This window comes from Frondihabitans sp. PAMC 28766 (genome assembly GCF_001577365.1).
Taxonomy (GTDB): domain Bacteria; phylum Actinomycetota; class Actinomycetes; order Actinomycetales; family Microbacteriaceae; genus Frondihabitans.
This window is the reverse complement of sequence record NZ_CP014513.1, coordinates 3,674,887-3,694,029: the sequence shown is the minus strand read 5'-3', so window position 1 is coordinate 3,694,029 and position 19,143 is coordinate 3,674,887. Positions and strand designations below refer to the sequence as shown.

The 19,143-nt window shown below is 67.1% G+C and carries 22 protein-coding genes; 15 read left to right on the top strand and 7 right to left on the bottom strand.

Features of this window, described 5'->3' with window-relative positions; genetic code table 11:
* The 9 genes from AX769_RS17725 (at nucleotide 1) to AX769_RS23240 (ending at nucleotide 9,764) form a co-directional block, all read left to right on the top strand.
* On the top strand, nucleotides 1-1,722 hold the full coding sequence (locus AX769_RS17725) for a DUF885 family protein (RefSeq protein WP_066281949.1): 1,722 nt from the start codon (nucleotides 1-3) through the stop codon (nucleotides 1,720-1,722).
* Between the two features lie 10 nt (nucleotides 1,723-1,732).
* Nucleotides 1,733-2,605: an alpha/beta fold hydrolase gene (locus AX769_RS17720; RefSeq protein WP_066281947.1), complete on the top strand. Its 873-nt coding sequence runs from the start codon at nucleotides 1,733-1,735 to the stop codon at nucleotides 2,603-2,605.
* Nucleotides 2,602-3,567, top strand: a complete 966-nt coding sequence (locus AX769_RS17715; RefSeq protein WP_066281946.1) for a ketopantoate reductase family protein — start codon at nucleotides 2,602-2,604, stop codon at nucleotides 3,565-3,567. The genes AX769_RS17720 and AX769_RS17715 overlap by 4 nt, the downstream gene beginning before the upstream one ends.
* 1 nt (nucleotide 3,568) lies before the next feature.
* The gene (locus AX769_RS17710) at nucleotides 3,569-4,819 is read left to right on the top strand and encodes a methylaspartate ammonia-lyase (RefSeq protein WP_066281945.1); all 1,251 of its coding nucleotides are present in this window, start codon (nucleotides 3,569-3,571) and stop codon (nucleotides 4,817-4,819) included.
* Nucleotides 4,820-4,823: 4 nt separating this feature from the next.
* On the top strand, nucleotides 4,824-5,537 hold the full coding sequence (locus AX769_RS17705; RefSeq protein ID WP_066281944.1) for a creatininase family protein: 714 nt from the start codon (nucleotides 4,824-4,826) through the stop codon (nucleotides 5,535-5,537).
* A complete protein-coding gene (locus tag AX769_RS17700) occupies nucleotides 5,534-6,931 on the top strand; it encodes a M20/M25/M40 family metallo-hydrolase (RefSeq protein ID WP_066281943.1) in 1,398 nt (465 codons plus the stop codon). Before AX769_RS17705 ends, AX769_RS17700 begins: the two co-directional genes overlap by 4 nt.
* Nucleotides 6,928-8,112 (top strand): dipeptidase, encoded by a 1,185-nt coding sequence (locus AX769_RS17695; RefSeq protein ID WP_066281941.1) that lies wholly within the window; start codon nucleotides 6,928-6,930, stop codon nucleotides 8,110-8,112. Before AX769_RS17700 ends, AX769_RS17695 begins: the two co-directional genes overlap by 4 nt.
* Nucleotides 8,113-8,579: 467 nt before the next feature.
* On the top strand, nucleotides 8,580-8,951 hold the full coding sequence (locus tag AX769_RS17690) for a hypothetical protein (protein WP_066281939.1): 372 nt from the start codon (nucleotides 8,580-8,582) through the stop codon (nucleotides 8,949-8,951).
* Between the two features lie 81 nt (nucleotides 8,952-9,032).
* Complete coding sequence (locus tag AX769_RS23240) at nucleotides 9,033-9,764, top strand: phosphotransferase (RefSeq protein WP_082763910.1); 732 nt, start codon at nucleotides 9,033-9,035, stop codon at nucleotides 9,762-9,764.
* Nucleotides 9,765-9,786: 22 nt separating this feature from the next.
* Here the strand turns inward: AX769_RS23240 and AX769_RS24235 are convergent, their stop codons facing one another.
* Nucleotides 9,787-10,545, bottom strand: a complete 759-nt coding sequence (locus AX769_RS24235) for a phosphotransferase (protein ID WP_066281937.1) — start codon at nucleotides 10,543-10,545, stop codon at nucleotides 9,787-9,789.
* 119 nt (nucleotides 10,546-10,664) lie between these two features.
* Here AX769_RS24235 and AX769_RS17675 point away from each other — a divergent pair, with 119 nt between their 5' ends.
* Complete coding sequence (locus AX769_RS17675; RefSeq protein WP_157887712.1) at nucleotides 10,665-11,081, top strand: 2'-5' RNA ligase family protein; 417 nt, start codon at nucleotides 10,665-10,667, stop codon at nucleotides 11,079-11,081.
* A gap of 493 nt (nucleotides 11,082-11,574) precedes the next feature.
* Here the strand turns inward: AX769_RS17675 and AX769_RS17670 are convergent, their stop codons facing one another.
* The 5 genes from AX769_RS17670 to AX769_RS17650 form a co-directional block, all read right to left on the bottom strand.
* Nucleotides 11,575-12,045, bottom strand: a complete 471-nt coding sequence (locus AX769_RS17670; protein ID WP_066281935.1) for a DUF3592 domain-containing protein — start codon at nucleotides 12,043-12,045, stop codon at nucleotides 11,575-11,577.
* Nucleotides 12,046-12,202: 157 nt separating this feature from the next.
* Nucleotides 12,203-12,484: a hypothetical protein gene (locus AX769_RS17665; RefSeq protein ID WP_162269022.1), complete on the bottom strand. Its 282-nt coding sequence runs from the start codon at nucleotides 12,482-12,484 to the stop codon at nucleotides 12,203-12,205.
* 283 nt (nucleotides 12,485-12,767) lie between these two features.
* Nucleotides 12,768-13,496 carry a bifunctional 2-polyprenyl-6-hydroxyphenol methylase/3-demethylubiquinol 3-O-methyltransferase UbiG gene (locus tag AX769_RS17660; protein WP_066281931.1) on the bottom strand — a complete coding sequence of 243 codons (729 nt, stop codon included), beginning with the start codon at nucleotides 13,494-13,496 and terminating at the stop codon, nucleotides 12,768-12,770.
* A 392-nt stretch (nucleotides 13,497-13,888) separates the two neighbouring features.
* A complete protein-coding gene (locus AX769_RS17655) occupies nucleotides 13,889-14,461 on the bottom strand; it encodes a TetR/AcrR family transcriptional regulator (protein WP_066281929.1) in 573 nt (190 codons plus the stop codon).
* A 33-nt stretch (nucleotides 14,462-14,494) separates the two neighbouring features.
* Nucleotides 14,495-14,854, bottom strand: coding sequence for a hypothetical protein (locus AX769_RS17650; RefSeq protein ID WP_162269021.1), 360 nt, complete (start codon nucleotides 14,852-14,854; stop codon nucleotides 14,495-14,497).
* Between the two features lie 218 nt (nucleotides 14,855-15,072).
* Here AX769_RS17650 and AX769_RS17645 point away from each other — a divergent pair, with 218 nt between their 5' ends.
* The 3 genes from AX769_RS17645 (at nucleotide 15,073) to AX769_RS17635 (ending at nucleotide 16,876) form a co-directional block, all read left to right on the top strand.
* On the top strand, nucleotides 15,073-15,807 hold the full coding sequence (locus tag AX769_RS17645) for an MFS transporter (protein ID WP_157887709.1): 735 nt from the start codon (nucleotides 15,073-15,075) through the stop codon (nucleotides 15,805-15,807).
* A gap of 32 nt (nucleotides 15,808-15,839) precedes the next feature.
* Nucleotides 15,840-16,091, top strand: a complete 252-nt coding sequence (locus AX769_RS23230) for a GNAT family N-acetyltransferase (protein WP_239451843.1) — start codon at nucleotides 15,840-15,842, stop codon at nucleotides 16,089-16,091.
* 62 nt (nucleotides 16,092-16,153) lie between these two features.
* Nucleotides 16,154-16,876, top strand: a complete 723-nt coding sequence (locus AX769_RS17635; protein ID WP_066281926.1) for a tyrosine-protein phosphatase — start codon at nucleotides 16,154-16,156, stop codon at nucleotides 16,874-16,876.
* A gap of 64 nt (nucleotides 16,877-16,940) precedes the next feature.
* Here AX769_RS17635 and AX769_RS17630 read toward each other — a convergent pair whose 3' ends face one another.
* Complete coding sequence (locus AX769_RS17630) at nucleotides 16,941-17,864, bottom strand: serine hydrolase (RefSeq protein ID WP_157887708.1); 924 nt, start codon at nucleotides 17,862-17,864, stop codon at nucleotides 16,941-16,943.
* A 173-nt stretch (nucleotides 17,865-18,037) separates the two neighbouring features.
* Between AX769_RS17630 and AX769_RS17625 the strand changes: the two genes are divergently transcribed.
* Nucleotides 18,038-18,454, top strand: a complete 417-nt coding sequence (locus AX769_RS17625) for a VOC family protein (protein WP_066281921.1) — start codon at nucleotides 18,038-18,040, stop codon at nucleotides 18,452-18,454.
* A 15-nt stretch (nucleotides 18,455-18,469) separates the two neighbouring features.
* Nucleotides 18,470-19,060 carry a TetR/AcrR family transcriptional regulator gene (locus tag AX769_RS17620; protein WP_066281920.1) on the top strand — a complete coding sequence of 197 codons (591 nt, stop codon included), beginning with the start codon at nucleotides 18,470-18,472 and terminating at the stop codon, nucleotides 19,058-19,060.
* Nucleotides 19,061-19,143: the final 83 nt, after the last annotated feature.

Below are 19,143 nucleotides of genomic sequence, written 5' to 3'. Positions count from 1 at the left end.
ATGGACGACACGACCACGACCGACGCCGCCCTCGATGCGGTGAGTGCGCTCGCGGCGCTCGGCGAGAAGTACTTCGAGACGCAGCACACCTACGACCCGTACAACGCGACCTTGCTGGGCATCGCCGACTTCGACCACATGCCCGGCGACCCGAGCCTCGGCGCGAGCGAGAAGGCCTCGGCCGACCTCTCGGCCATCGGCGCAGCCGTCGAGGCGATCGACCCGGTCCTCCTCGATGAGGCTGCAGTCGTCGACCGCAGTGTGCTCTCGAATCTCGTGCGCGGGGCGCAGCAGGACGCCGAGCACTCCCTCTGGGCCGCGAACGCCTCGGCCAAGAGCTACGTCAGCCGGCAGGGGCTCGTCTTCCAGGCTGTTCCCGCCATGACCGCAGGAGACGCCGAGAGCGCCGACCGCTACCTCCAGCGGCTCTCCGGCCTCGCTGCGGTCTTCGACGCAATCGGCGACCGGTACGCCGTCGAAGCCGCGCAAGGGCGCATCCCGACCAGAATGGGGGTCGACCACGCGACGCAGCAGCTCACGGGCTACCTCGGGCTGGGGCTCGACGATGACGTGCTCCTCGATCCTGCCCGCCGATCGCACGACAGCGCGACGCTCGAGAAGGCGACCGTCCTGGTCGACCGGGAGGTGCGGCCCGCCATGGCGCGCCTGGCAGACCGGCTGCGCGACGAGTTCCAGCCGATCGGGCGCCCCGACGACCGGGTCGGCATCCAGAACGTCCCCGGAGGGGAGGCCGGCTACGTCGCGGCGGTGGCCCGGCACACGACGACGGCGCTCACGCCCGACGAGATCCACGCCATCGGCCTCGAGGTGCTCGACGAGATGCGGCCGGCGTGGTCGAGCATCGGCCGCAGCGCCCTCGGCGAGACCGACTTCGGCAGGATCACCGAGCGGATGCGCTCGGACCCCGCCCTCCGCTTCGAGACGAGCGACCAGATCGTGGCCGTCGCCCAGGCCGCTCTCGATCGCGCGGACTCGGTGCGCGGCAGCTACTTCCCCGCCTACGACATCCCCGACTGCGTCATCGAGGTCATCAACCCCATCGAGGCGTCCAACACCGCGCTCGCCTACTACCGGCCGCCGGCCGTGGACGGCAGCCGACCGGGCGCGCACTGCCTGCTCGCCACCGACCCCGAGTCGCGCTACCGCTTCGAGTACGAGTCGCTCGCCTTCCACGAGTCGGTGCCCGGGCACCACCTGCAGCTGGCCACGGCTCAGACGCTCGACATTCCGCGCTACCGCCGCTACCTCGACGTCGAGGCGTGCAGCTTCAACGAGGGCTGGGGGCTGTACGCCGAGGAGTTCGCCGACGAGATCGGCCTCTACAGCGACGACCTGTCGCGTCTCGGGATGCTGTCGTTCCGTGCCCTGCGCGCCTGCCGCCTGGTCGTCGACACCGGCATCCACCACTACGGGTGGTCTCGCGAGCAGGCGATCCAGTTCATGTGGGAGAACACGGCGACGACCCGCGAGCACGTGACCAGCGAAGTCGATCGATACATCGCGTGGCCGGGTCAGGCGCTCGCCTACATGATCGGACGCCGCGAGATCCTGCGCCTGCGCCAAGAGGCACGGATGACGCTCGGGGGAGCCTTCGCGATCTCCGACTTCCACGGGGTCGTGCTCGGCAGCGGCGCCGTGCCGCTGACCGTGCTGGCCGAGAACGTCGAGCGGTGGCGCACGGGCGTCGCCGCCGCCAACTGAAGGAGAAACCATGGATCTCGTCATCAATGGGGCGCGTCTGAACGTCGAGGTGCTCGAACCCTCGAACGGCGACCCGAACGCCCCGGTGCTCATCGCGCACCACGGCGGCGGCGGCATCGGGTCGCTCGCCGAGCCGAAGTCGACCTTCGGCCCGCTCCACGACCGCTTTCGAGTGATCGTCTTCGACTCGCGCGGCTGCGGCCTGTCCGAGGGAGTCGGCCCGTACTCGCACGAGCAGTGGGCCGCGGATGTCGACGGCCTCCGCCAGTGGGCCGGCGTGGACAAGGTGGTGGTGGCGGGCGGCTCGTACGGCGGCTTCATCGCGCTCGAGTACGCCGTCCGCTACCCCGAGCACCTCTCGGCCATCATGCTGCGTGACACCTCGGCCGACGGCTCGAACCTCGAGCTCGCCTTCGAGAACGCCCGCAACCAGGATCGAGTCGAGATCGACTGGGAGCACTTCAACCGGTACTGGGGCGGCACAGTCCGCAGCGACGCCGAGCTGAGGTCGCTCTGGGCCGAGCTGATCCCGCTGTACGACTTCGAGTACGACGAAGAGAAGTCGAATGCGGCAGTCGAGGCGGGCATCTACCGCCACGAGGCGCACAACGCCTGCTTCGTCGAGAACTTCCCGACCTACGACCTGAAGGCCGATCTGCCGAACATCGCGGTCCCCACCCTCGTGACGGTCGGGCGCGGCGACTGGGTCACGCCCGTCAGCGCCTCCGAGACGATCGCCCGGCTCATCCCCGACTCCGAGCTCGTGATCTTCGAGAAGTCTGGCCACTCGCCCCAGACCGAAGAGCGCGAAAAGTTCCAGCAGACCCTCCGCGACTTCCTCGCCCGAGCCGTGCCGGCCACCGTGACAGAAGGAGCAGCATGAAGATCACCATCATCGGAGCCGGTGCCATCGGCGGCACCATCGGCGCGCACATGTTCCGCGCGGGCCACGACGTCACGCTCTGCGACGCCGACCCGGAGTACGTCGCCGCCATCCAGAAGGACGGCCTCCGGATCGAGGGCCCCGTCGAGGAGTTCACGGTGCGCGTGCCGGCCATCACCCCCGACGAGCTGCCCGACACGATCGAGCACGCTATCGTCGCCGTGAAGAGCCTCCACTCGCAGTCCGCCGCCGACCTGCTGCGCGACCGCCTCGCGCCCGACGGGTATGTGCTGACAGTCCAGAACGGCCTCACGGCCGACGCGATGATCGAGGCCGTCGGCCGTGAGCGCGTCCTGTCGAGCTTCGTCAACTTCGGCGCCGACGTCATGGGCCGGGGTCGCGTGATGCAGGGCAACATCGGCACCTTCCGCATCGGAGAGATCGACGGCGGTGTGATCACCGACCGCGTCCGCGAGCTGGCCGACGCGCTGCCCTACGCCGAGCCGACCGACAACGTGCTCGGCTACCTCTGGGGCAAAGAGGTCTACGGCGCCATGATGTGGGCCGGCGCCGTGTCGGACCTGTCGATCGCCGAGACGCTGGAGGCGCCCGCCTACCGCCCGGTGATGATCGCGATCAGCGAAGAGGTGCTCGCGCAGGCGCCGGTGAAGGTCGAGAGCTTCGACGGCTTCGTGCCCGACGACCTCGAGGGCTCGCTCGACCGCCTCGCCGTCTTCAACCGCAAGAGCGCCAAGAGCCACTCGGGCATCTACCGCGACCTCATGATCCGCAAGCGCAAGACCGAGGTCGACGAGGTCCATAAGGACTTCCAGGGCCCGATCTTCGACCGCGTCGTCGAGATGATCCACGACATCGAAGAGGGCCGGCGCACCTGCGAGGTCGCGAACCTCGACGAGCTGGCCGAGTTCGTCGCCGGTCTCGATCTGGCCGACGCCCGCTGACATGCGGATCGTCGACGTCGTCACCGTGCCCGGGCGCACCGGCTTCTTCGCCGACGACCAGGCGGCGATCCGGGCGGCCGCTTTGCATGACGGCTTCGGGTACGTCGGTGAACCGCTGACCCCGGGTTTCTTGCGCATCCGCCAGCCGGGGGAGTCGCTCTCGGTGCTGCTCGTCCTGGGCGACGGGTCGGTCGTGTTCGGCGACTGCGCGGCGGTGCAGTACTCGGGGGCGGGTGGGCGCGATCCTGTGTTCTCGGCCGACGCGGCAGCCGCGATCGTGGCGGCGCACGTCACTCCTCTGCTGATCGATCGCGAGCTCACGGCGTTCCGCGAGGTGGCCGACGAGATCGAGGGCGTCAGGATCCTGGGCACGCCGTTGCACACCGCCATCCGGTACGGCGTCAGCCAGGCCCTGCTCGCCGCGGTCGCGCAGGGCCGCCGGGTCACCATGGCCGAGGTGATCCGCGACGAGTATTCGACCGGCATCGACATCGCATCGGTGCCGCTCTACGCGCAGACCGGCGACGACCGGCACGGCAACGCCGAGAAGATGATCGTGAAGACCGTCGACGTGCTGCCGCACGCGCTCATCAACGCCGTGGACGGCAAGCTCGGGCAGGACGGCGAGGTGCTCGAAGCGTATCTCGCGTGGCTCGTGTCGCGAATCGAGGCCCTGCGGCCGACGCCCGACTACAGCCCCCGCATCCACATCGACACCTACGGCACAGTCGGGCTCATCTTCGACGGCGACGTCGAGCGCGCGGCCGACTACCTCGCCGGGCTCGGGCGACTCGTGGCGCCCTACCCGTTGACAGTCGAGCACCCGATCGACGCGGGCTCGCGTGACGCGCAGATCGAGACCTACGTCGCCCTCCGCCGGGCACTTGCGGCCCGTGCGTCGACGGTGAAGCTGGCCGTCGACGAGTGGTGCAACACCCTCGACGACATCCGCGCGTTCGTCGACGCGGGCGCGGCCGACGTGATCCACGTCAAGACCCCCGACCTCGGTGGCATCGGCCAGAGCATCGAAGCGCTGCTGCTGGTGCGTGAGGCCGGGTACGAGGCGTACTGCGGCGGCACCTGCAACGAGACCGACCGGTCGGCTCAGGTCTCGGCCCACGTCGCGATGGCGTGCGGGGCGACCCAGGTGCTCGCCAAGCCCGGCATGGGCGTCGACGAGGGCCTCATGATCGTCGGCAACGAGATGGCACGCACCGAGGCTCTCATCGCCTCGCGTCTGATCAGGAAGTAGAGACATGCGACTACACGACCGCAACTGGATGCAGATCGAGGAGTACCTGAAGCACGACGACCGAATCGTCCTGCCCGTCGGGTCGACCGAGCAGCACGGCTACCTCTCGCTCGGCACCGATGCGATCCTGGCCGGGCGCGTGGCAGAAGAGGCGGCCGAGCCGCTCGGCATCCCGGTGCTGCCCACGCTGCCGTTCGGCATGGCGCCCTACTTCACGACGTACCCGGGCAGCATGAGCCTGCGCATGTCGACCTACATCGAGGTGATCCGCGACCTGCTCGACGTCTTGGCCGGCCAGGGTTTCCGGCGAATCGCGCTCGTCAACGGGCACGGCGGCAACGCCCCCGTCACGGGCCTCATCCGAGAATGGACCAGCGCCCACCGCGAGCCGAGCGTCGAGGTCCTCTTCCACAGCTGGTACAACGCCCCGCAGACGGCGGCAGCGGCGAGCCGGTTCTCCGAGGTGCAGCTGCACGGCGCCTGGGTCGAGAACTTCGCGTGGACGCGCGTCGAGGGGGCGACGATCCCCGAGGGCTCGAAGCCGCCGATGTCGCGGGCGCTCGCCGGCGTTCTCTCGGCTGCCGAGATGCGCGAGGCAGCGCCTGACGGGAGCCACGGCGGCGACTACGGTCGCCCCGACGCCGACATGCAGCAGGTGTGGGACGCCGGCGTGCGAGAGGTCCGCGACCTCCTCGAGAACGGCTGGATGAAGTCGTGAGCGGCTCGCTCGAACTCCCGTCGCTGAGCTCGCTCCTGCCCGAGCTCGCCGAGTACGTCGCGCTGCCGAGCATCAGCCGCAGCGCCGACCCGGACACGATGCGCGCGACGGCGTCGTGGGTGGCCGCGCAGCTCGCCTTCGCCGACGGCCGCGTCGTCGAGACCGACGGCTTCCCGGTCGTGCGAGGGGAGTGGATGGGTGCAGCCGGCGCGCCGACGATCCTGGTCTACGGCCACTACGACGTTCAGCCGACCGGCGATCTCGCCGAATGGTCGACCGACCCGTTCGAGCTGGTCGTCGACGGCGACGTGGCCCGGGGGCGCGGCGTGACCGACGACAAGGGCCCCGTCTTTCTCGTGCTGAAGCTCGCCCAGGCGTTCGTCGCGCACGAGGGCGGTCTTCCGCTCAACGTCAAGTTCGTGATCGAGGGCGAGGAGGAGATTGGCAGCCCGAACCTTCCCCGCTACGTGCGTGAGCACGCCGACGAGCTGGCCTGCGACCTCGTCATCTCGGCCGACGGTGCGCAGTGGCGCCCCGGAGAGCCGTCCGTGTCGATCGCGTCCAAGGGCCTGGTCGGCCTCGACGTCGTCGTCACGGGCGCACTCGGCGACCTCCACTCGGGCCGGTTCGGCGGCACGGTCGCCAACCCGGTGCATGCCCTGTCGACGCTCCTCGCCGGCCTCCACGACGCCGACGGCCGCGTGACGGTCGACGGCTTCTACGACGGCGTGGCCGAGCTCTCGCCGGCCCGGCGCGCCGAGATCGCCGCCGTGCCCTTCGACGAGGCGGCCTATGCCGGCGGACTCGGCGTGCCCGAGCTCTTCGGCGAGAAGGGCTTCACCACGCTCGAACGCCTCTGGGAGCGCCCGACACTCGAGATCACCGGCATCACGGCCGGCGGCAAGTACTCGGTCATCCCGCACGTCGCGACGGGCCACATCGCCTCGCGGCTCGTGGGGGCGCAGGATCCCGAGCACGTCGCGTCGGCCATCGCCCAGCACCTCCTCGCGCGCGCACCGCTGGGTGTCGAGGTCGAGGTGCGCGTCGACGACGCCCGGGTGTCCGCGTACCGGATCGACCCCGGCCATCCTGCGATCCGGGCCGCCAGTGCGGCTCTCGAGACCGTCTACCCCGGCGAGGGCGTGCTGCTCGCCGTCATCGCGGGGACGCTGCCTGCGACCACGCTGTTCGAGGACGTGCTCGGGGCGAAGACGCTGTTCTTCTCGTTCTCGACGTCCGACGAGAACCTCCACGCGCCGAACGAGTACCTGCGGCTGCCGCGCATCCACGAGGGCATGCGCGCGTGGGAGGCCCTCTGGCGGCTGCTCGCCGACGGCGAGCACCGACTCGCGCCGGTCGGCACGGCCGGGACGACCGCGGCGGTGACGGAATGACGGTCTACAGGTCGTACGACTACCTCGACGGCGACCTGGGTCTGCCGCGCGATCCGCTGACGCCGGAGTTCGACCGAGTCCCCGCCTGGAGCGGCGGCCACTCGCCCGATGTCGTCGCACGCGCCGAGCGGCTGCTGCACGACACCATCGCGATCAGTCTGCACGACCACCCCGTCCGGTTCCCCGACGACATGGCGAACACCCCCGCCTACAACCGCACGGGTCGGCAGCACACGGCGTTCGAGGGGCTCAGGGCCTCCGGTCTCACCGTCGTCTTCGACAACATGATGGACGGCACGGCGATGGTCACGGGCAACACCCCGTGGCAGTGGGAGGACGTCGTCACCGACCTGGGAATGCGGCAGGCCGACCTCGCGCACCAGTCGGACGTCGTCGTGATCCGCACCGTCGCCGAGATCCACGCTGCGCACGCGGCCGACCACGTCGGGCTCGTCTTCGGCCTCGAGGCGGCGACCCCGGTCGGCAACGACCTCGACCGGCTCGACATCCTGTACGGCCTCGGCATCCGCCAGATCGGTATCGCCTATTCCGAGTCGAACGGCCTCGGCGCCGGCCTCTCGGAGGCGCACGACTTCGGCCTGACCGACTTCGGTCGCGCGGCCATCCGCCGCATGAACCAACTGGGCCTCGCCGTCGACGTCTCGCACTCGTCGGATCAGACGGGCATCGACTCCGCCGAGGCCTCGACGGTTCCGATCTTCATCACGCACGCCGGGGCTCGCGCCCTCTGGGACATCCCGCGTCTCAAGTCGGACGACGTGCTGCGCGCCGTCGCCGCGGGCGGGGGAGTGATCGGGATGTCGGCCGCCCCGCACACGACCATCTCGCACGCCCACACGACGCACAGCATCCTGTCGGTGATGGACCACTTCGAGTACACCGCAGAGCTCGTCGGCATCGACCACGTGGCCTTCGGCCCCGACACGCTCTACGGCGACCACGTCGGCCTGCACACCACCTTCTCGGGCCTGCTCGGCAAGGCCGCGGCGACGGCGCAGGATCACCCTCGGGTCGCCTATGTCGACGGCCTCGAGAACCCGACCGAGAGTTTCCACAACATCGCGGCCGAACTCGTGGCGCGCGGCTACTCGGACGCCGACATCGAGAAGGTGCTCGGTGGCAACGTCCTGCGCGCCCTCGGCGACATCTGGGTCGCATAGTCGCGCTATACCGCCGGGTCGCGGCTCTGAGCCAAGAGTAAAGCCCACGACCTGGCGGGGTCGTGGGCTTTGGTTTGGCTTCCGAGTGGAAAGCCAGGGGATGAATGTGATCCCCGAGACTGTATCGCTCGGGATCATCGTAATTGGGTTCGCCCGGTTGCGCACCTCTGGCCCCGCTTCTCGTGTTCGCCGGCGCGCACACCAGGAGGTGGCCCGATGTCTGATGACACCGGTGACCGTCCGTCCAGGAACGCAGTGCCATGGCTGGGGATCGGGAGCTTGCTCGTGACCGTGGCCCGGTTGCTGCTTGACCTGTGGCGGAAGGGCTAGCAGGAAAACGGGCGTCGCATCGGCGTCGACGAACTCGGTGGCGGATTCCCCCACGGGGCCGATCGTAGGCTAAGACCCGCTCGCGGCCGGGGAGGCACCCGAAGCGGGGCTGGAGGGCGGTCGTCGGAGCCAGCAGGATGGGCACACTCCTGTCCGACTCGAACGGTGACGGTGCCGCATCCGACACGCTTACCGGCGAACCTGGCGAGAAGACCGGTAGCGCTCTGGTGGAGCTCGGATCCGTCGATCCTGGCGAATTCGACGTGCTGAGCGTGTGCCGCGGCGGTGGGGTGGTCCGTGTCGGCGTTCTGCATCGAACACCCGAGAACAACTCCGGCTCGTTAAAGCCGCTTGCTTCGATGAATGTGGTCTGCGGGGCGACGACGCGCCTGCCCATCACGATTCCCAGGCACGACGTCGTGCTGAAGGCGACGGGGCCCGCCGGGACTGACTGGGTGGCGGAAGTCGTCACGCGCGGCTGGCAACCCGACCCGGATTCCGTTGGCTGATCCACACGGTGTCCTGGCGACGAGGTTGGGCCAGAAGAATCGGCCTTCGACTCCCTGGGCCTGGATCCCTAGGCTGCAGGTGTGGCAGAAGAGAGATCCGTTGAGATAGTCGGGGATGTCGTGTGCCGCCCGCGAAAGCCATGGAGCCCCACCGTTCATTCGCTGCTTCATTACCTCTTCGACGAAGGCTTGCCCGTACCGGAGCCTCTCGCGATCGACGAACAGCACGAGTTCGTGCGGCTGGTTCCCGGTGACGCCGGCGACGCCGCTTGGGCCCATCAGGTAAGCCTTTCGGCGGTCTCTTCGGCCGGCAGGCTGCTTCGTCGAATTCACGACGCGACCAGGTCGTGGCAGCCCCCACGAGAGTCCGTGTGGGCCGTACCGCCGGAAGGATCGTCGGTCATCTGCCACGGCGACCCGCAACCCGCCAACATTGCGTGGCGCGGCTGCATGGCAGTCGGGCTCTTCGATTGGGACGTCGCGAGGCCGGCCGAGCCGATCAGCGATGTCGCGTACGCGTTGGAGTGGTTCACACCGTTCGACGTCGACCCCGAGAGCCTGGGGCACCGCGGTCTCACGGCCGCCCCCGATCGACGAGCCCGGGCCGCCGCTCTTCTTGAGGGGTATGGCTGGGAGGACCGTCTGGACGTGGTCGACGCGGTGCTTCGCCGACAGCAACGCGCGATCGACGAAGTGGTGTGGCTCGGTGCATCCGGCAACGAACCGCAGGCCTCCTGGGTTGCAGAAGGGTGGCCACGACGCTGGGCAGACAAGTTGACCGTGACCGAGTCGCTGCGATCGAGTCTGGGCTGACATCGCCCGGGGCGGGAAGCCCTTACCAGCGCAACCCGAGGTACTTCTCGCCATGAGCGGAGATCAACCCGAGAGTCGATTCTTCAGCGGCCGGGCCCTCGATAAAACTCAGTTGACAGCGGGCGTTGTAGGCGAGGGCCCAGAATGCGGCGGCCGCGGCTTGGACTTGCTCCCGAGCGTCGAAACGCGATCCTCGTGCGGTTTCGTAGTCGCGGAGGAACGCCGCGACCTCGACAGGCTCGGGCAGATCCTGAGCCCCAGAACCCCCGTCGGTGAACGTGGCAGCAGCGAATCCGGCGATATGTGCCTCCGGTGCCGCGACGAGATCCCAGTCGAAGGTCCCGACCAGGCGGTCACCATCGAAGCGGGAGTTGCCGGCGTACCAGTCAGCGTGGCCGACCACGGTCTCCAGCCCGGCATGGGCTGTCAGTCGAGCCGCGGCATCCGCTGCGAAGTCGTCAAGCCAGCCGTATCCATCGGGTGTCGAGCCGAAGTCGAAGATGGGGTCGTGTGGAGTCGGCCATGGGCCTCCCTGATAGGGACACCACGCGGGCCCCAGGCCGGCGGCGCTCGCCAGACCCGGTAGGTCTCGCAAGAGCCGGACGTGATCAGCGAGCCCCCGGGCGAGAGAGAGGCGAATGGCCGGATCGTGGGCGTCTCCTGATCTGCCCGCCGTGACGAGGGACTCGGTGGTGATGACGAGTCCGCTGAATGTCGACGTTTCTGACAACGGCCCGGGGCATGGGAAACCATTCACCGCGAGGAAGCCCTGCGCGCGCACCGTCGCGAGCCGGGCCGAGAAGTCGACCCGTTTTTCCTAAGCCTCGAGACGCTAGCCTCGCTGTCATGGATGAAGGCAGGCTCCTCACGGTCAACGCGACTCCAGAGGAGGTGCCCGCAGTGGTCTCCCGCGACCTCTGGCCGGTGCACGTCACCATCCTCGGCAACTTTCGGGTCGAGGGCGCACTCGAGGATGTCGTTGCCGACTACGTTGCGTCTCTCGCGAAGCACACCGAGGCGTTCACCATGCGTCTCGGGCCGCGTGCTCAGTTCGGGTCCGATCTCACGATTCCGGTGCTGTTGGCCGAGCATTCCATGTTCCATGAAATGCACGAGTTGCTGAGTGGCGAGGTCACGCGGCTTCCGGGTTTTGACGCCTGCGAGCCCTCCCACTGGGCGAGCGGCTACCGCCCTCACGCCACCCTCGGCTCGGCAGTCGACATCGACGACAAAGACATGCTCGCGATTAAATGGTTGACGCTTGCGTCGCTGACGGGCAACAGGGCACAGCGGCTCCGGTCCATCGAACTTCTCTGATTCAGCCGCGAGTCCGGCATCGAGCTGCCCTTGCGGGAGAGTTGGAACGCAGGTCGGTGAGGGATTGTCGATGGTGACGATCCGTCACCGGCACTTCGACGCCATCGAATCGGGTGCCCGCAGGTGAGTGGGGGAGAGCCTGTACGCAGAGAGGGCGGCGGCATCGGCCACGGCGACGGCTCTCGGCGTGACGGAGAAATCCATCTGATCGATTGCGTCGACGGAGAAACCCTGGAGCGTCGCATCGTAGATGTCGCTGATCTGCGCGGCTATACCCGACGACCGACGAGCCCGACGACCGGGACCGCGAGAACGGCAACGGCTACGACCGCCACGACGACGATCGCCCACGTGGTTCTCCGAACGCGCCGACGAGCCGGCTCAGGCCCTGTTGGTGGTGTGCTGATGCTGCCCCTGAGATCCCCGCCGCATCATGAAGACCCCCGCGGTGGTACCCACGACCTACTATCGGGTCGACCAGCGGGCTCCGTCATCAGTACCCTCTTGCCGCCGCGTCGGCGTCGTGGATTCTTTTCGCCTTCGCGTTGCGGCGGAAGACCCAGGCCCACGTCGGCAAGCCGGTCAGGAAGAGGACGGCCCCGATAATTCCTGCGGTGAGGTCGATACGGACGTCGTGGGCCACGAGCGCTTGTGCGGCGGGGCTGCCGAGGGCCGCCACTGTGGGGCGAGAGGGGTCGTAAAGAACATCGATTGGTTGCCCCGGGACGAACTCTTCCAGCCTGTCCGACCAGAACGTGCGGAGGGAGACGACCCGGGTTTCGCCGTCGACGTCGATGCGGACGATCGGCCAATACTGGTGGTAGATCGTGCCCCACCGGCCAGTGGAAGTGTGATCCTTCACCGAGGTAGTGGTCCCCTTCTCCACGTGGCCCGTGGCGGCCAACGAGCTCGTGAGGTTCGCCCGGCCGGTGTCGTTGGGCAGGTTTCCGAACCCGACGAACATCGTGAGGACACCACCCGACGCCGCGAGGGTGGAAGCGAGGACGGCGAAGGCGAGCAGGTTCCCTCTGGGTCGTGAACGCGAAGGCCGAGACTTCGAGGGCGGCCTCACGCGGCGTTCATTCTCGGGTCGATTCTCGGAGGCCTCGATCTGCAATCGGTCACGTGGCGCGCCAATCCTGCTGGCTTTTCAGGTCGGCCCGGAGTCCATCCGGCCACGTCGCCAGGAACGCAGGCGTCTCGCCCTTCCCGGCACCGAAATTCTCCACGAATGACACGGACACCGCGTTCTCGATGTGAGAGTCCCCCTGGGCGGGACTGTCATCGACGAAGCGAAGCAGGCGGTCGGTGACGTCCCTCCGGCCATCTGCAAAAGCGGCCGTGGCATATCTCAGGAGATCTGCCATCAGCAGGTGGACGAGGAGCTCGTCGTAGTCGGCCAAGTGCTCGGACACGGTCGACTCGACCTCCGGAACCGCTTGCGTCAACTGCAGAACAAAGTTCGCCTTGGTGATTGTCCGACCCCCCCACGCTCTCATATTGCCACGCCCGCTCGGCTCAGCAGAAGAGCCCCGGAAGGGGGAGCGCGCTTGCTCGCACTCTCTGAGGTTCGCACTGCATCCCGTCGCTGAAGGGAACCCCTTACGACATCCTTGCCCATCGCGGGATGGCCTACGGTTTGGCTCGATTTGTCGTCCCTCGGTGAACCTGGGGAGACTTCGATTCTCAGACGCCGTTTCTGACCGACACGTAGACAAATTCGGCCTTCGGCCGGTCGGGTGCATCTCGGATGTCAAGCAGCGTGAAGCCTGCCTTCTCGAGGCTGTCCTTGATCTCAGCTGCGGTACGAAACCGAAGCGTGGAGTCGGATGGGATTTCATAACCGTCATCGAATGCGTAGCTGTGGCGAAAGGAAACGTAAGGGAGGTCGACGTTCGTGACTTCCATACGGTGCCTCACCCGCCCTACCCCCTCGAGGTCCAGAGTCTGTTCGTTGGGATCTGCTGCCCAGCATTCCCAAGCCCGGTACTCCGGGTCACGTGACTCGAAAACAAGGTGTCCGCCGGGCGCGATTGCCGCACGAAGACCTCTCAGCGTGCCGCTCCAGGCGTCATCCGTGAGGAAGACTTGAGCCACGTTGCCCGTCATGACGGCGAGGTCGACCTGCAGCGGGAGAAGGCTTTCGGCATCCCCGAGAAGCCAGGTCACCTTCTCCGCTCCCGGCTTGGACTGTGCAACGTCAAGGGACGCCTGTGCGGGGTCGACGCCCGTTACCTCGATGCCGTGCGATGCAAGCAGGAGTGCAAACGCCCCTGTGCCGCAGCCGAGGTCAAGGACCGATTTCGCGCCCAGTTCGTTCGCGATGTCGAGGTAATGGTCGAGGTCGGCTCGGGAACCGTCGAAAGGGTCGTACAGGAGCGCGAGCCGAGGATCTGAGAACTGGGCGTCGGGCATGGGCCCACCCTAGACGGACAGCACACGTAGCCCGGCGTCCTGCCCCGCCCCCACTTACTGACTCATTGCTCAGTGGGCGGCCGCCATGAACAATTCGTGTTGCGCAAGCCGAACCCGCTACGAGACCGAGCAGGCTCCAGCTCAGTGGCCTGGAAAGCGCTGGTGGGCGCCGCCCGGCGAGTCGGACCGGTCACTCGTTCAAATTGCCTGCACAGCCAATGCCGTGCTCGAGCTGCCTCGTCCACTTCGCGGGGAGGCCCTCGGCCGGGGATGATGCCGTCGTCGGCGTTCGACATTGACACGGCAAACCATTTTGGCTCGTATCGGCAGTTGTTTCGAGAACGTCAAGCGGCCGGGAATCGGCGGAGACGGTTCAGCATCAGGAGTACATGTCACTCGGGCTTCAAGCCGAGGTCGCGGATCATTCGGACCATGTCGTCGACGTTCTGATCGAGTTCACCTGCCCACCGTGTCTCGGATGGATTCATGGCACCCGATTGCGCGCCCTGGCCGTCCCAGAATCCGCCGTTCGACACGGTGACGGCGAACCCCAGCAGGGCTGTGCTGAGCATCCGCTCGACCCGCGGGATCATGGACTCATCCACTCCGGCATCGCGGAGAACCGCATACATCTCGTCCATGACCCCGATCGCCTCCGGGGCCACATACGAGCGTTCGAGAACGAGTCGAAAGACGCCGGGACGCGCGATCGCGACATCCAGCAGAGCGTGCGCGATGGAGTGGAGTCGTGTCGCCCAGTCGAGGCTGCGATCGGGGAGGTGAACCTCGGAGAGCACGCGGCCGACGAGGGCATCCAGAAGGCCGTCCCGGTTGGGGAGGTGCCGGTAGAGGGCCATCGCCGACGTTCCGAGGCGATCTCCGATCATTCTCATCGAGACCCGGTCGACACCGATTTCCTCGCTGAGTTGCAGGGCGGCCTCGATGATCTCGTCTCTGCGTCCCATTCCTGTCTCTCTTCGTTGCCTATCGGTGCGCTGTCATTCTGCAGGGTCTTGACTCGTCCCGATGTTTACACCGTACACTTCGGGGATGGTGGGAATGGGGATGCCGCAAGGGAGCAAGAGCAGGTCGCCGTTGGCGATGTTGATCGTGGCAAACGTCGTCTCCACGATCGGCGGGTCGATGAGCCTCGTAGCACTGCCCTGGTTCGTGTATCGCTCGACGGGCAGCGCTGCGGCGACGGGGTTGGCTGCGACCTGCGAATTCGTCGCCGTGATGGTGGCGTCGTTCTTCGCCGGTGCGGTGATCGCCCGGCTCGGAGCGCGCCGGACCCGGGTCCTGTCCGACGTCATCAGTGGCCTGGCTGTTGTAGCCATCCCGGCGATCGACGCCACCACGAGGTTGCCTTACGGTCTTCTCCTCGGTCTTGTCGCGATCAATGGCCTGCTGCGGACACCGGCGGTCGCTGCGAGCTTCCTTCTGCTGCGTGAGGCGACCAGCCGTGCAGGAACGACGACGGATTCGGTCAGCGGCCCCTACTTGGCGTCGCTGCAACTCGCGGGCACGATCGGGGCGCCGGCAGCTGGCGCCGGCAGCTGGCGCCGCCATCGCGGTCTTGGGCGCACCGGCCGTGCTCGTCGTCGACGCGGCAACGTTCCTCCTCTCCGCACTCGTCATTCAGGTCGCCCTCCCTGTCGTCGCCGCGACGCCGTCGACGAACGCGTCGTCCCTGCGGAGTGCGCTGCGAATTCTCATCAGCGACAAGGTGCTTCGATCGCTCGTCGGCGCGGGGATCGTCTCCACCATCGTTTTCTCGGCGTGGTCGACTGTGATGGCACCGATCTACGGGCAGACCGTCTTGCACAACTCGTTGCTGTTAGGGGTGCTCTTGGGAGCAGAGAGCATCGGCGGGATCGGAGGAAGCACCATCTCCCGTCGCGTGGCACGTCGCGTCCCTCGGGCTGTCCTCTTCCCTGCGGCCATTGCTTTGGCTGTTGTGCCGGTTTTCGCGGCGCTCGCGCTCACAGCCTCCGTTCCCGTGCTGATAGCGGCGCTGTTCCTGGGGGGCGTCGCGAGCGGGGTCTACTCCTCACGACTCATCAGCACGGAGTACGAGCGCATTCCAGAATCCGAGCAAGGCCACGCGTTCGGCCTCATCGGCGGGCTCGGACAAGCCGGCGTCGCCATCGGGCCCGGGCTCGTCGGCATCATCCTGACAAGAGCACCCCTACCAGCCGTCTTCGCGGGGATCGTCATCATCGGGCTCGTCGTTGCGGCATCCCTAAGAGTCAATCCCGCCCTGAGATCACCAACTTGCGCAAGCGGTTCGATGGGTGGGTCAAGCACTTAGCTGGACGAATCGGCTCAAGCTCCGACGCGAGCGTGGAGCCATCGTCAACTGCGAATGGGTTCGCGAGCGAGGCGGTCACGGCCGCGCTGCGGCTCGCTTTCGAGCGCCACGACGCTCACCGCGTCGTCGCGCAGATGGATGCCCGTAATACGGGGTCTGCGCGACTCGCGACGCGGGTGGGCATGCGGCGAGAAGCGCACTTCCGAAGCGACTTCTGGAGCAAAAGCGAGTGGACCGACACGCTGGTCTTCGCAATGATCGACGGCGAACAGCCCATGCTGTAGGAACACTCAGCGGGCGACCGGCAGCCCCTGATAGAGGCAGCACCATGATCTAGGTTGTCTGCGTGCGAACTCTCGACTGGGACGGCTACCTGAACGCCCGCGACCTCGGAGGCCTTTCGACTTCCTTCTCCGCGACGGGTGCAACGATTTTCGGCAGGGTGGCTCGCGGGCCGCGACGCGAGCTGCTGACCGAGGACGGATGGCGGGACGCTCGCGGCTGGGGCCTCGCCGCCGTCGTCGACTTGAGATGTGAGTACGAGATCGGCGTCCGTGACGGCGACCCTGCTGTCTCGCCCGAAACGCTCGCAACTGTGCCGGTGGTGAACGCCCCCACCGAAGACCAGGACGATCCCGAATTCCGAGAGGTATGTTTCCCGATCCTGGACTCGCCCGAGTACTGGCACCACAACTGGCGAATCCTGCCGCACCTCGTCCTCGCGACATTGCACGCAATCGCGGATGCCCCGCACGGAGTACTTGTGCACTGCAGTGCTGGCCGGGACCGCACCGGCATGATTAGCGCCCTCCTCCTCAGCAACGCCGGGGTCGAGCCCACGTTGGTCGCAGCCGACTATGCGGAATCGGTCCGAGCGATGGCAGGCGCGAAAGCTCACGCCCCAAACGATCGGCAAGCCGCCTGGGGGACCGAAGAGGTAGACAGTTGGATCGCTGAGACCGCCCCGATCGTCGAAGACGTGGCTGCCGACGTGGACGCCGCGTTCGCGACCATCGGTGCTGGCTCGGAATTGCGATCCCGACTGCGGGCACGCCTCACTGAGCGCTGAATAGCGATGTCGCTGTCCGTTCCAAAAGACCAATCCGCCACGCGACGGTTCGTTGATGAATCGGCTAGCGGAGCTTGGAGACGGTTGCAGCGATCTTCGTTCCGAGGTCGCTGACCGCTAGCGTGTCGTCTGTTCGGGCAGCGACCACAACTGCGCACTCCCGTTCGGGAATCCGGAGGGTCTTGGATTGCCAGCGTTGCCAGCTGCCGCCGTGCGATGCGGCTAGTAGTCCGCCGATGCGTAGAACGCGCACGCCCCATCCATACTCGACGGTCTCGCCTCCGAGGAGATGACCTGTGTGCATCAGCCGTGTGCCGCTCGGATCCTGGTTGAGGTGCCTGAGAAGGCGGCCCACGTCAGCGACCGTAGTCCACCAACCGCCGTCCCCAATGGTGGAGGGTGGTGCGGGCTCGCCCGCAGGAGACAAATGCGCGTGCCTAGACAAGTGGCTGGAATTCATCCCGAGGGGGATGAACACCCGCTCGGTTCCGAGCTGACCGATGGGGATCCCGGCCGCGCGTTCAAGAATGGCAGCCAGGAGGAAGTAGCCGTCGTTGCTGTACTCGAACCGGGTGCCCGGCGGGCTGGTGGGCTCCTTCAGTGCTTTGATCGCGGCCATGACGGATGTGGCGGAACGTGCCTCGGTCCGACTCGAAAGTTCACGTGGTAACCCGGATGTGTGATGAAGAAGCTGTGCGATCGTCGCGCTCTCGGTCCAGCGAGGAAGAGCCGGTAACCAGCTGCGCAGGGAGTCGTCGGAGCGCAGCTCGCCCGCATCCACGGCGATTCCGGCCAAGACTCCCATCACTTGCTTCGTCAACGAGGCGGCGTAAAAAAGACTTTCGGATGATGGGACCGACCCATTCACCCATCGACCGGACGAGGCCGTTTCATGCTCATCTCCGAGCGACACTTCAACGACCACGCCAGCCAAAGTTGCGCGAACACGACGTAGCTCCTCACCAACCACGGACGCGACGTCGCTCACATGCCGAGGCTACGCGTTGACACAAAAAACGAAGTGGCCGCAGGGCGAACCTTCACCGTTCGCGGTGGCGCGCATGAGGCGAAGCGTCCATCATTCGTCACTTGGCCTGACGGCTCGGTGATGGCTAGGGTAAGCATTGCTTACCTAGTAAACGCTGCTTACCGGAGGACGCCATGCCCCACTTTTACTCTGACCACGTCGGCCTTTCGGTCGCCGACCTCGATCGCCTCTCGACCTTCTATGCCGAGGGCCTCGGCCTGACCGAGATCGAAGAAGAGTTCGCGATGCCCGATGTCGGGGTGCGTTCTGTGATCCTGCGATCTCCAGAGGGGTTCAAGCTCGAGCTGATCGAGCGACAGGGATCGACGCCACAGTCGTTCCCCGACCCGTTCACGGGCGCGTCGATTCAGGGTTTCTTCCACTGGGCGCTGAGCGTCGACGACCTTGACGCGGCGTTCGCGACTCTGGTGGCAGCAGGTGCCGCGGCGGTGTCGGAGCCGGCCGACGCCGTGCGGTCAGGGGCCCGCTTCGCCTACGTGCACGATCCCGAGGGCAACCTCATCGAACTGATTCAGCCGGCCTCGGCGTGACGCTACCGTGAAGTCATGAGCTCCGCCGCCCGCCCCGTGGGTCACCACCACGGAGACCTCCGCAACGCCCTCGAGGAGGCCGCCCTCGAGCTCGTGCTCGAACGCGGAGTCCAGGGGTTCACCCTGGCGGAGGCGAGTCGCCGAGCCGGAGTCAGTCGCGGTGCGCCCTACCGGCACTACGCCCATAGGGAAGCGTTGCTCGCCTCCCTCGCCGAACGCTGCTATCGCCTGCAGCACGAACGCTTCTCGACCGCGATGGCGACGGCCGTCGGCGCGGTCGACAAGCTCGCGACCTACGCGGGAGAGTCGGTGCGGTTCGCCGCTGATGAGCGGTCACTCTTCCTCTTCACCTTCGGCGCCGGACTCGACAAAACGGCGTTCCCCTCACTGGCCGAGGCGGGCGATCGCGTCCTCGAACTCTTGAACGGACCGGCGCTGGATCTGAGAGGCGATCCTGTCCTGGCACAGGACCTCGTGATGGCCGTCGGCGCCGTGGCTCACGGCTACGCGACGTTCCACATCGAGGGCGTCCTGCCCGATCGGGAGGACGCCGCCGATCATGCCGAGTCCGCCGCACGCACTCTGAGTAATGCGCCCGAGGGTTGACCGGGGAGTGGACTCCGCCGGGGTCAGTCGTTGCGACTTTGCGGGCCCGACGCCGGGAACCGAGGTCCCCGGCGTCGGGCTCA